Raw genomic sequence first — 12,407 nt, forward strand, 5'->3', positions numbered from 1 at the left:
GGACGGCTATTGCGGCCCGCTAACAGCCGCAATGCCACGGCAGGCGGCGATCTACAGATCGGCCAGTGTCGACACCAGGATCGCCTTGATCGTGTGCATGCGGTTTTCCGCTTGCTCGAACGCAATGCAGGCCGGGGACTCGAACACGTCATCGGTCACTTCGATGCCGTTAGTGAGGTCCGGGTACTGCTCGGCGATCTGCTTGCCCACCTTGGTCTCGCAGTTGTGAAACGCCGGCAGGCAGTGCATGAACTTGGTCCTGGGGTTGCCGCTGGCCTTCATAAGCTCGGCGTTGACCTGGTAGGGCTTGAGCAGCTTGATGCGTTCGCCCCAGGCTTCGATGGGTTCACCCATCGATACCCACACGTCGGTATGAATGAAGTCCACGCCCTTGACGGCGGCCTTGGCATCTTCGGTGAGGGTGATGCGGGCACCGCTTTGCTCGGCGTACTGCTTGCAACGTTGCACCAAGTCATCGTGGGGCCAGAGGTCCTTGGGCGCAGCGATGCGCACGTCCATGCCCAGCTTGGCGCCGATCAATAGCAGCGAGTTGCCCATGTTGTTGCGCGCATCGCCCAGGTAGGCGTAGCTGATGTCATGCAGCGGCTTGTCGCTGTGTTCGCGCATGGTCAACACGTCGGCAATCATCTGGGTAGGGTGGTATTCATCCGTCAGGCCATTGAATACTGGCACGCCGGCATACTTGGCCAGTTCTTCGACGATTTCCTGCTTGAAGCCGCGGTATTCGATTGCGTCATACATGCGCCCGAGCACACGAGCGGTGTCCTTCATGCTTTCCTTGTGGCCGATCTGCGAGGAGTTCGGGTCGATGTAGGTGACGTTGGCGCCTTGGTCGTAAGCGGCCACTTCGAAAGCACAACGGGTACGCGTGGAGGTTTTTTCAAAGATCAGCGCAATGTTGTTGCCCTTGAGGTGCTGCTGTTCGGTGCCGGTGTACTTGGCCCGCTTGAGGTCGCGGGACAGGTCCAGCAGGTAACGCAGCTCACGGGTGCTGTGGTGTTCCAGGCTGAGCAGGTTGCGGTTGTGGATGTTGAACGCCATGACTTTTCTCCTGGGTGTGGTGAACGCCGGGCCGCTACCGGGTAGGGGCGGCCTGGTTGATGGACGTCAGTAATCGATGGGGTCGCGAACGATAGGGCAGGTCATGCAGTGGCCTCCGCCGCGGCCGCGGCCCAGTTCGCCAGCACTGATAGTGATCACTTCGACCCCGGCCTTGCGCAGCAAGGTATTGGTGTAGGTGTTGCGGTCGTAACCAATGACCACGCCTGGCTCCAGCGCCACCACGTTGTTGCCGTCATCCCATTGCTCGCGTTCGGCGGCGAAGCTGTTGCCACCGGTTTCGACCACCCGCAGGCGCACACCCAGCTGTTCGCCCACAACCTCGATGAACGACTTGTGCTCGCGGCGTACGTCCATGCCATAGGGCCGGCTTTCGTCGGGCTGGATGATGAACGGTACGATCTCGCTGACCACCTCGGGGAAGACCGTGACCAGGTCGCGGTCGCAGAAGCTGAACACGGTGTCCAGGTGCATGGCGGCGCGGGACTTGGGCAAGCCGGCGACGATGACCTTGTGCACGGCGCCCTTGGCGAACAGGCTCTGTGCCAACTGGCCGATGGCCTGGCGAGAGGTGCGCTCGCCCATGCCGATCAGCACGATGCCGTTGCCGATGGGCATGACATCACCGCCTTCGAGGGTGGACTGACCATGGTCCTTGTCCGGGTCCCCGTACCAGACCTGGAAGTCGGCCCCCGTGAACTGCGGGTGGAACGTGTAGATGGCGGTGGTAAGCAGCGTTTCCTGGCGCCGTGCCGGCCAGTACATGGGGTTGAGCGTGACGCCCCCGTAGATCCAGCAGGTGGTGTCGCGGGTGAATTGGGTATTGGGCAACGGTGGCAGGATGAAACTGGAATGGCCCAGGTAGTCGTTGTACATCTTGACCACTTCGGCGCCTTCGCTTTGCGGCAGATCCTGGCCAGCCACACCGCCAATCAAAAATTCAGCCAGATGACGCGGCTCCATGCCTTCGAGCCAACTGCGCACCTCATTGGTCAGGCCTACCCCGACGGTGTCGGGGGTGATCTTGCGGTCCAGTATCCATTTGAGCGCCTCGGGTTGCTTCACAATGTCGGTCAGCAGGTTGTGCATTTCCAGCACATCGACACCCCGCTCGCGCATCTTGGTGACGAAATCGAAGTGGTCACGCTTGGCCTGATCCACCCAGATCACATCGTCAAACAACAGCTCGTCGCAGTTGGTCGGGGTCAGGCGCTTGTGCGCAAGGCCCGGCGCGCACACCATGACCTTGCGCAGCTTGCCGGCTTCGGAATGCACACCGTATTTCTGTTTTTCAGCGGACATGGTTTCAATCCTCCATTGAGTCGAAGAGGGATCACAGCGTCAGGAAGCCGTCGTACAGGCCGAAGGCTGCCACCAGGGCACCGACGACCACGGCTGCGAAAATCAGTTTTTCCACGGGGGTGAAGACGGGTTGGCCCACTTCACGCTTGGCCTTTGCAAACAGGATGGCGCCAGGGGCATACAGCAGCGCCGAGAGCAGCAGGTATTTCACTCCGCCGGCATACAGCAGCCAGATGGCATAGAGCAGGGCGACGCTGCCGATGAACAGGTCCTTGCGGCGTTCGGCCAGCGCCTGTTGGTAGGTTTCACTGCGCACCGCCAGCAACACGGCGTAGGCCGCCGACCACAGGTAGGGCACCAGGATCATCGAAGTGGCCAGGTAGATCAGCGACAGGTAGGTACTGTTGGAGAACAGCGTGATCACCAGGAAGATCTGCACCATGGCGTTGGTCAGCCACAAGGCATTGGCAGGCACCTGGTTGGCGTTCTCGCGGCGCAGGAAGGCCGGCATGGTGTGGTCCTTGGCAGCGGCGAACATGATCTCGGCGCACAACAGCACCCAGGACAGCAGCGCACCGAGCAGCGAGATGATCAGGCCGACGCTGATCAGCACGGCGCCCCAGTGACCGACCACGTGCTCGAGCACGGCCGCCATCGAGGGGTTCTGCAACCCTGCCAGTTCAGGCTGGGTCATGATGCCCAGCGACAGCACATTGACCAGCACCAGGAACAACAGCACGGTGATGAAGCCGATGACGGTGGCCTTGCCCACATCGGAGCGTTTTTCCGCACGGGATGAGAAGATGCTCGCCCCTTCGATGCCGATGAACACCCACACCGTCACCAGCATCATGTTGCGCACCTGATTCATCACGCCGCCCAGTTCAGGTGTACCGGTGCCCCATATATCGGCGGTGAAGATGTCCAGCCGGAAGGCGAACAGGCAGATCAGCGCGAACAACACCAGGGGCACCACCTTGGCCACCGTGGTCACCAGGTTGATGAACGCCGCTTCACGGATGCCTCGCAGCACCAGAAAATGCACTGCCCACAGCAGGATCGAGGCGCCGATGATCGCGGCCGGCGTGTTGCCCTCGCCAAACACCGGGAAGAAGTAGCCCAGGGTACTGAACAACAGCACGAAATAGCCGACGTTCCCCAGCCAGGCACTGATCCAGTAGCCCCAGGCCGAAGAAAAGCCCATGTAATCGCCGAAACCGGCCTTGGCATACGCATAGACCCCGCCGTCCAGGTCAGGCTTGCGGTTGGCCAGCGTCTGGAATACGAAGGCCAGGGTCAGCATGCCCACGGCGGTGATAGCCCAGCCAATCAACACTGCGCCTACGCCGGCGCTGGCGGCCATGTTCTGCGGAAGGGAAAAGATGCCGCCACCGATCATCGAGCCGACGACCAGCGCAACTAACGCACCGAGTTTTAGTTTTGCGGGAGAATCAGACATTTAAAAACCCCTGCCAGGAGGAAGTTGGCCCCAGATTAAATCTGATGCCGTGGCCATACGCTGATATGGATCAGTGCATTGCAAGGTAAGGCCGTTGAATTACCTTGCCGAACTCCTGGAGATTGCCGACTGCCATGGCTGCAGGCCTTGTACGCTGGCACCTCCATGTCTTGCTACGCTTCATCCCTCTAGCCTGCGAAGGTTGAAACTAGTCGCTTCTGGGCAGAGCGCCAATTTTTTACCGGTATTTATGCTTTTATCGAAATAGTGTGAACCGGTTGGCACTCTGGAGTTCTTAACAACCGCCCGCTTAGACGTTAATGGCTTAGTGGCTAAATGAAAGTGCGGCTGTAATTGAGGTCAACCTCTATTAATAAACAGCGTCTTGTTACAACTGCACGACTGTCAGGAAATATTTGGAGACCTATGGGCGAACAAGGACAGAAACTGCGTCTAGGGGCATTGGTGGCGCTGGTTGTGGGTTCGATGATCGGTGGCGGCATTTTTTCCTTGCCCCAGAACATGGCGGCCCGTGCCCAGGCTGGGGCGGTGCTGATTGGCTGGGGGATCACTGCCGTGGGTATGCTGGCCCTGGCCTTCGTCTTCCAGACGCTGGCCAACCGCAAGCCCGAACTGGATTCAGGCGTGTATGCCTACGCCAAGGCTGGGTTCGGCGACTACATGGGGTTTTCCTCGGCGTGGGGCTACTGGATCAGTGCCTGGCTGGGGAATGTCGGCTATTTCGTGCTGTTGTTCAGCACCCTTGGGTTCTATTTCCCGGTGTTCGGTGAAGGCAATACCCCAGTGGCCATCGGGTGTGCCTCGGTGTTGCTGTGGGCGGTGCATTTTCTGGTATTGCGCGGGATTCGCGAGGCGGCGTTCATCAACCTGGTGACCACAGTGGCCAAAGTGGTGCCGCTGGTGCTGTTCGTCGTCATCGCGGCCTGCGCTTTTCGCCTGGATATCTTCACCCAAGACATCTGGGGGCTGGGCAATCCGGCGTTCGGCAGCGTGCTCGAGCAAGTGCGCAACATGATGCTGGTAACGGTGTTCGTCTTCATCGGTATCGAAGGCGCGAGTGTGTACTCAGGCAGGGCTCGGCGGCGGGCCGACGTGGGCAGGGCCACGGTCATCGGCTTCGTGGGTGTGCTGGCACTGCTGGTACTGGTCAACGTCCTCTCCCTAGGGGTCATGACGCAACCGGAGCTGGCCGGCTTGCAGAACCCTTCGCTGGCGGCGGTCCTGGCCCACATCGTCGGCCCTTGGGGCGCGTTGCTGATCAGCCTGGGGCTGGCGGTGTCGTTGCTGGGGGCGTTACTGTCGTGGGCGCTGCTGTGTGCCGAGATTCTCTACGCCACGGCGCGCGACCAGACCATGCCCCGTTTCCTTGCCCAGGAGAACGCCAACCAGGTACCTGCCAATGCACTGTGGCTGACCAACGGCATGATCCAGGGTTTTTTACTGATCACGCTGGTGTCCGCCGGTACCTATACCAGCCTGATCTACCTGGCCTCGTCCATGATTCTGGCGCCGTACCTGTGGTCCGCCGCCTACGCCATGTCGCTGGCCGTGCGGGGGGAGACTTACGAAGGCCAACCGGCCCAGCGGCGCAAGGACCTGCTCGTGGCCGCGCTCGCGGTTGGGTACGCCGTCTGGCTGCTGTATGCCGGTGGCCTGAAGTACCTGCTACTTTCGGCGCTGTTGTACGCGCCGGGGGTGATCCTGTTTGCCCGGGCCAAGCATGAACAAGGGCTTAAGCTTTTCACGCTGACAGAGAAGCTGATCTTCGCCGCCGTGCTATCGGGTGCGGCGCTGGCAGGCTATGCACTCTGGTCAGGGTTGCTGAGCCTGTGAGCCGGCTGTGAACGGCCGTTCCGGTCGCGACCAGATCCACAGGTTGCCCAGGCTCATACCGGCAATGGCCAGGAATACCGGCCAGTGATGCTCAAGAAACACCAGCATCAAAACCGCGCAGAGCAACATGCTGACCGTCGCACTGACCTTGGCCCGCCGCTGGATCACCTTGCCGTTGCGCCAGTTGTACAGAATAGGGCCGAACAACCGGTGGCTTTCGAGCCAGGCGGACAGGCGAGGCGAGCTTCGCGTGGCCGCCCACGCCGACAACAGGATAAATTCGGTGGTCGGCAAGCCCGGAATGACAATGGCGACCAGGCCTACCCCCAGGCTTGCGTAAGCCAGGATCGCATACAGCAGACGGGCAATTTTGGAGCGGGCAGGTTGGGTCATGGGCTCACTGCTAGAACGAACGGCCCCCGGTCAGAGGGCCTTGAAAGTGTTTCAAGCCTGCTCGGCATTCATGGCATAGGCCTGTTTGAGCAAGACGGTGAAGCGCTCGAACGCTGCGACGGCGCCGTGTTCGGCAGCCGCCTCTTCTTCAGCTGACAGTATCAGGCCATCGAGTGTTCGCGTGAACTGCTTCCAGCCTTCGGCGCGCCCACCGGCGGGCTCGCCCAGGTGACGGGCGCCGAAGGTCTCCGACAAGCCCAGCGCCGCGGCCCGCTTGATCAGAAACGCGGCGCCCAGTTTGGAGCCTTCGGACACGAAGATCCAGCCTAATGCCTCTGCCATGCTTGGGCCTTGCACCGCCCCCGGTAGCTCGGCAGGCGCCTGCATGTCCAGGTCCGCCAAGTCCTGACGCGCCTGACGGGCTCGACAGCGCTCGGCAAGGTCGGGTAGGAGGGCGATCAATTGCGGGTCGTTGTAAAGCGGCTGCAGTTCGGCCTGGAACAGGTACTGGGCAACCACGAAGCGGGCAAAACTTTCGCGGCTATCGAATGGCGCATGGGATTTGACCAGGGCGTCGAGTGCGGCATGGGGCGCCTGGGTCACCAGGTTCAGGCGTTGGGTAAGCGAAGAAGCGCGGTTGTTCATGATGCAGTCCTTGGAAAGCGAAGCGTTTCAATACAAGACGAATCAACAAGAGCGGGGGCGTAAAAAGCCTGCAGGAGCAGGCGTGGGTGCTGGGAGCCAAGCCGGGTGCACAGCGGCCCGGCCGGCCCCAGCTGCGCCAGCGCCTCAGATATCCCACACCACGTTGATGGCGAAGTTACGGCCCGGCATGCTCAGGCGGTCGATGTTGGCCGGCTGGGTCACCGCGGCCTCCCCTTGGCCGTCGTAGCTGCGCACCGAGTCCCACTGCCAGTATTTCTTGTCGGTGAGGTTGTACAGGCCAGCGTTCACCGTGATGTCATCGGTGACGTTGTAGAAGCCGGTCAGGTCCAGTACGCCATAGCCGGGCGTGCGGAACTTCGACGCCGAGCCATCGGGCGAATAGAAGGTGCTGTCGTCGACCCGCGTCTTGCGCTTGACCAGCGTCCAGCTCAGCAGTCCACCCATGTCGCCCTGCGTGTAGCCCAGGCCCACGACGCCCTTGAGCGGGTTGACGGTGTTGAGCGGCTGGCCGCTGTCGTCGTTGCGGCCGTAGGTGTACGCCAGGGAGCCTTGTGCATACAGCCCCGCTGGCGCGCCAAACCGGTCGAGTTCCAGCTGGCCTTTTACCTCGGCACCTTTGATGGTCGCGCGCTTGATGTTGTTGGCCTGGAATGTCTGCTCGAGGTTGGCGCTCTGCACGGCGTCTTCGTCAATGAAGTCGCGGTACTTGTTGTAGTAGACCGCCACATCGAAGCTGCCCGCGTCGAAGCGGCCGCGCAGGCCGGTTTCCAGGCCCTTGCTGCGCTCAGGCTGCAGGCCAGGGTTACCCTCCACGCGGTAGCCTTGCTCCAGGTTCACGAACTTGCCGTACATGGACTTGGCCGTGGGCGTGCGGAAGCCCTGGGCGTATTGCGCGTATCCGGTGTAGTGGTCGTTGAAGGCATAGGTCACCCCCAGCTTGGGCGACACGCGGTGCCACTTCTTGTCCGAATCATCCTGGAAAGCCGGGGCCGTACCGCTGGCGTCAAGCCCGCGCAGGAAGGCGTCGGTAAAGTGAGGCGCCATGCGTGTGTAGTCGTAGCGCGCACCTGGCAGGAACGTCCAGTTGCCCCAGCGAACCTCGTCCTGAACGAACAAACTGTAGGTATTGACGGTCGGGTCCGGGAAGTCGCTGACCAGCGCCTGGCCGTCGCGCGGGCTGTCCTGGCCGATACCCCGGCAAGTGCCGCCGATGTTCACGCACGTGCCAGTACCGCTGCGCGCCCCGGTGACGTCCTGGTGCTTGAGGGTGGTGCCATAGGTCAGCGAGTGATCGGTCTGGCCTAGGCTGAAGGCCTTCTCCAGCTGGGCATCGAAGATCCACTGGCGATCCTTGTAGGTGGTCTGGCGGTCGCGCAGTACCTGACGCCCCGAAGCGACGTACAGCTCGTCGGTGCGCTGATCGGTCTTGGCGATCTGGTAGTTCAGGCTCCACTTGACCTCGTCCGCGAAAAGGCTGTCCAGGCCGAAACGGTGGTTCAGGCCGAAGCGCTCGCGGGTGATGGTGTCGTTGCCCTGGCGCATGCGGTACGAATTCATGGCACCAAAACCCGGGATGAACGGCCCGCCTACGGCGCTGAGCAGGTTCTGGTCGCGGTCGTCCTTGAAGCGTTCGTAGGTCACGCCCAGCCGGGCGTCGTCGGCGTAGTCCCAGCCCAGCTTGGCCAACACGTTGGTGGTGCGCGCATCCACCGGGTTGGCGCGGGTGCGTGCAAGGCCTACGCCGCCGTGATCGGCATGGCTCTGGGTTTCGTGACCGTTGCGCTGGCTCAGGTGCAGCAGGCCGTCCAGGCTGCCCTCACGACCCGCTACGGTGGCGGACGTCAGCCAACTGTCATCGGCTGAGCTGTAGCCGGTTTTCAGTCGTGCGCCAGCGTCTCTGCCGGGCTTGATGATGTCTTCAGGGTCAAGGGTGAAATAGCTCACCGCACCGCCGATGGCATTGCTGCCGTAGAGCACCGAGGCTGGGCCGCGCAGGATTTCCACACGCTTGATGATCTCCGGGTCGACGTAATTGCGCTGGGTCTGGGCGTAGGGCCCGTAGAAGAAGCTGTCCGGGATGGCCACACCGTCTATTTGGGTGAGTATCCGTTCGCCGTCGATGCCGCGAATGTTGTAGCCGTTCAGGCCGCTACGCTGCCCGGTCCCCGCCACCGAGACACCCGGCTCGTAGCGCACCAGGTCCTGGAGGGTGTTGACGTTCTGCCGGTCGAGTTGTTCTCGGGTCTGCACGCTGACCGTGCTGGGGACCTGGCTCACGTCCTGGGCACTGCGGGTAGCGCTGACGGTCACCTGTTGCAGGGCTATGGCCCCGCGACCTGACTGGCGCTCGAGCACCACGTTGCCGCGGCTGATGGTGCGCGGGACCAGGCCAGTACCCTGTAGCAGGCGTTTGAGTGCCTGCTCCGGGGGCAGTGAACCTTGTATGCCGGGGGAGGCGACCCCTTCGGCCAGGCGGGCGTCGAAGCCCACCTGCCAGCCCGTGACCTGGCTGAAGGCATTGATGGCCGATACCAACGGCTGTTGGGCGATGCCGAAGTGGTAAGCACCCACGCGCGAGGTGCTCACCGACGCTGGCTCGGCCGCCAGCGTGGGGAGGGAGTAGGCGCCTGTGGTGAGCAAGGCGAGTGATAACAGGGACAGTTGCCCCTTCAGGCGGGGACGTAGGGTCGAACGGATAGGACTGGTGGGCATCGAAAGCGCTCCCTGACGCGCGAACTGTTCATAGGGTGTGCGTTCTTGATTGAACAAGAATCAATTGCATTGGCTATGACGAGACGGACAGGGGGGTGCTATCGCGTAAAAATAAATCGCCTGCGCCCAGCTGGGCGTGTGGCGCGCTGTCGCGCGTGGGCAGGCGCCTTAGTTGAGGATGACCAGCGCCGGATACTCATGCAGTTGTGCCGAGGTGATGTGGGCCAACGCACGTAGCGCCTCAAGCGGCTGATCGAGGCGGTAGTTGCCGGTGACGGCGATCTTCTCCAGCCGCTCATTGCGATTGATGATCCACCCGGGGTAATAGCGGCGCAGCTCGGCCAGCACCTGGCTCAAGGGGCAGTTTTCGAAGACCAGGCGCCCATCGACCCAGGCCAGGTCCTTGCGCATGTCCAGTTGCCTGCGTGCACCGAACCCGTCGGGCCCGACGCGAATACTCTCGCCGGCCTGCAAACGGATACGCTGATCGCGACCTCCTTGTACGTCGACGTCGCCGCGCTGCACCTTGACCCAAGCTTGGCCATCGAGCAGGCGGACGGCAAAATCGGTGTCGCGTGCCTGGGCACGCAGTGGGCCGGCCTGCACCTCAAGCGGGGCCGGCGCGCCCTTGGGGACCTGGAAGTATGCCTCGCCTTGCAGCAGGCGGGCGACCTGTTGCCCGTCGCCGCGCTCGCTGGCAAACGCTGATTGGGTATTGAGCAGCACCCGGGCATCGTCCTGCAGTTCCACCCGGTGGCGTTCCCCCACGACCGTCAGGTGATCAGCTTGCAGGCGCACCGGCACGTTGCCGAACATGAGCAGGCCTACCAGCAGCGCGGCGGCGGTGGCCAGTGGTTTCCAATGGCGACGCAGACGACCGGCGAGAGGGCGCGGTGGATGGCCCTGCAGCTGTGCAGCGGCCTGCTTGAGCGCTGCACCGTTCCACAAGGCCTCGGCCTGCACGAACGCTTCAGCATTTTCAGGATTGGCGTGCAGCCAGGTTTCGAAGGCAAGGTGGTCGGCAGGCTCGGCGGTTTCAAGACGGACCAGCCATGCCAAGGCCTCGTCCGTGGCGCGACGACGCGCATCGGGCGTGGCAGGTGATGGAGGATGTTCGGGGCTGTCGGTCACGGTGAATCCTTGAGCGGGCGTGCGCAGATGATCAGGGCGCTGGCGTGATGTGGCAAGCAGGCCTCATCGCGGCGGCCCGTCAGTCGTCCAGGCGCTGGGCAACACCCAGGCAGATACCCATGATCAACTTCAGTTCCTTTTGCACCGTGCTCGCAGAAACCCCCAGCTGCTGGGCGATTTCAAGATAGGTGGCGCCCTGCAGCCGGCTTAACGTGAAGATCCTTTGCTGGCGCTGGGTCAGTTGCTTCAGGCTTTCGCTCAGGTGACGGAGCAGGTGCTCGGCATGCGCAGCCTCTTCGTTGCTGCTGGCGGGCACGGCGACATTGTTTACCACCTCGTCAGACACGTCGTCGACCAGGGTTCGGGCCTGTACGCGGCGGGCACGCAAATGGTCGAGCGCAAGATTGCGCGCGGTCTGAAAGACGAAGGGTTCGATGTGCTGGACCGAACGCTCGCCCAGTGCGCGTGAGACGCGCAGGTAGGTTTCCTGGAGCAGGTCTTCGGCGGTACAACGGTTGCCGACCATGCGCTGGAGCGTGCGCAGCAAGATGGGCCTCTGGCTGAGGAATACGGAATTGAACCGGGACTGACTCACGGAGCGACCTGACCTGACAAGCGGTCAATGATAATGCTTATCATCCCTACTTGAGGTCAAGCTGCAATATGTAGGCAAATCGTAACGGCGCCGCGGGTCTCGCCGAAGCCGCGAAGCGGCTACGACGATACGGGCTATATACCCCCCAGCATTGAGTGCCAGCCATGTGGCCCATTCCAGTGGCCAGCACGTGCTGGCACAGCCGTTACTGAGCGCGGCAGAGCGCCAGGCAGTTGTCCAGCATGCGGTTGGAGAAGCCCCACTCGTTGTCGTACCAGGCCAGCACCTTGAGCATGCGCCCGTTGGCCCGCGTGTGATTGGCATCGAAGATCGACGACAGCGGGTTGTGGTTGAAGTCGCACGAGACCAGGGGCAGGGCGTTGTAGCCCAGTACCCGCGAATGCTTGCTGGCCTCCAGGAACAGCTGGTTGACCTGTTCGGCCGTGGCTTCGCGCTTGAGGTTGACGGTGAGGTCCACCAGCGACACGTTGATCACCGGTACCCGCACGGCCATGCCAGTGAGCTTGCCAGCCAGCTCCGGCAATACCAGGCCCACGGCTTCGGCGGCGCCGGTCTTGCTCGGGATCATCGACTGGGTGGCCGAACGGGCGCGATAAGGGTCGCTGTGGTACACGTCGGTCAGCACCTGATCGTTGGTGTAGGCGTGGATGGTGGTCATCAGGCCTTGCTCGATACCGAACTCGCGGTGCAGCACCTGGGCGATGGGCGCCAGGCAGTTGGTGGTGCAGGAAGCGTTGGAGATGACCTGGTGCGAGGCGCGCAGCACGTCGTGGTTGACGCCATACACCACGGTGGCATCAGCGCCCTTGGCTGGCGCCGAGACGATCACCTTGCCAGCCCCGGCGGCGATGTGTGCAGCAGCCTTGTCGCGCTCGGTGAACAGCCCCGTGCATTCGAAGACCACATCGATCGCCAGGGCTTTCCAGGGCAGTTCGGCCGGGTTGCGAATGGCGCTGACCGCGATGCGGTCGCCGTTGACGGTGAGGCTTTCGTGGTCCGCTTCGACGCTGGCCTCGAAGGTGCCGTGCACGCTGTCGTACTTGAGCAGGTGGGCGTTCATGGTGCTGTCGCCCAGGTCGTTGATGGCGACGACCTGCATGTCCTGGCGGTAGCCCTGGGTATAGAGTGCGCGCAGGACATTGCGCCCGATGCGGCCGAATCCGTTGATGGCGATGCGAAGGGTCATGGCGATAC

The 12,407-nt window shown here is 62.4% G+C and carries 10 protein-coding genes; 1 reads left to right on the forward strand and 9 read right to left on the reverse strand.

All coding sequences use genetic code 11. The annotated features are described in order from the left end of the window. Window positions 1–51 precede the first annotated feature (51 nt). The 3 genes from ACK59L_RS02510 to arcD (ACK59L_RS02520) all read right to left on the reverse strand — a co-directional run bounded on the left by ACK59L_RS02510 (window position 52) and on the right by arcD (ACK59L_RS02520) (window position 3,841). Entirely contained in the window at window positions 52–1,062 is a 1,011-nt protein-coding gene (locus ACK59L_RS02510; RefSeq protein ID WP_058604437.1) for an ornithine carbamoyltransferase, read from the reverse strand. A 66-nt stretch (window positions 1,063–1,128) separates the two neighbouring features. Next, window positions 1,129–2,382: an arginine deiminase gene (gene arcA / locus ACK59L_RS02515; RefSeq protein ID WP_409271648.1), complete on the reverse strand. Its 1,254-nt coding sequence runs from the start codon at window positions 2,380–2,382 to the stop codon at window positions 1,129–1,131. Window positions 2,383–2,413: 31 nt separating this feature from the next. Next, complete coding sequence (gene arcD / locus ACK59L_RS02520) at window positions 2,414–3,841, reverse strand: arginine-ornithine antiporter (RefSeq protein WP_058604439.1); 1,428 nt, start codon at window positions 3,839–3,841, stop codon at window positions 2,414–2,416. 426 nt (window positions 3,842–4,267) lie between these two features. On the opposite strand from arcD (ACK59L_RS02520), the gene arcD (ACK59L_RS02525) reads away from it, so the two are divergent. Next, window positions 4,268–5,695, forward strand: coding sequence for an arginine-ornithine antiporter (arcD, locus tag ACK59L_RS02525; protein ID WP_196142812.1), 1,428 nt, complete (start codon window positions 4,268–4,270; stop codon window positions 5,693–5,695). Here the strand turns inward: arcD (ACK59L_RS02525) and ACK59L_RS02530 are convergent. From ACK59L_RS02530 to gap, 6 genes are all read right to left on the reverse strand, one after another. Beyond that, entirely contained in the window at window positions 5,675–6,088 is a 414-nt protein-coding gene (locus ACK59L_RS02530) for a YbaN family protein (RefSeq protein ID WP_058604441.1), read from the reverse strand. The two genes, arcD (ACK59L_RS02525) and ACK59L_RS02530, sit on opposite strands and share 21 nt — an antisense overlap. Window positions 6,089–6,139: 51 nt before the next feature. Continuing rightward, window positions 6,140–6,733 carry a biliverdin-producing heme oxygenase gene (locus ACK59L_RS02535; RefSeq protein WP_409271651.1) on the reverse strand — a complete coding sequence of 198 codons (594 nt, stop codon included), beginning with the start codon at window positions 6,731–6,733 and terminating at the stop codon, window positions 6,140–6,142. A gap of 144 nt (window positions 6,734–6,877) precedes the next feature. Further along, a complete protein-coding gene (locus ACK59L_RS02540) occupies window positions 6,878–9,466 on the reverse strand; it encodes a TonB-dependent receptor (RefSeq protein ID WP_409271653.1) in 2,589 nt (862 codons plus the stop codon). A 168-nt stretch (window positions 9,467–9,634) separates the two neighbouring features. Next, a complete protein-coding gene (locus tag ACK59L_RS02545) occupies window positions 9,635–10,597 on the reverse strand; it encodes a FecR family protein (RefSeq protein WP_409271655.1) in 963 nt (320 codons plus the stop codon). 79 nt (window positions 10,598–10,676) lie between these two features. Beyond that, window positions 10,677–11,192 (reverse strand): RNA polymerase sigma factor, encoded by a 516-nt coding sequence (locus ACK59L_RS02550; RefSeq protein WP_196136720.1) that lies wholly within the window; start codon window positions 11,190–11,192, stop codon window positions 10,677–10,679. Window positions 11,193–11,397: 205 nt separating this feature from the next. Further along, on the reverse strand, window positions 11,398–12,399 hold the full coding sequence (gene gap / locus ACK59L_RS02555; RefSeq protein WP_027913781.1) for a type I glyceraldehyde-3-phosphate dehydrogenase: 1,002 nt from the start codon (window positions 12,397–12,399) through the stop codon (window positions 11,398–11,400). Window positions 12,400–12,407: the final 8 nt, after the last annotated feature.

It is taken from the genome of Pseudomonas sp. KCJK9111 (assembly GCF_046231935.1).
In the GTDB taxonomy this organism is placed as follows: domain Bacteria; phylum Pseudomonadota; class Gammaproteobacteria; order Pseudomonadales; family Pseudomonadaceae; genus Aquipseudomonas; species Aquipseudomonas parafulva_B.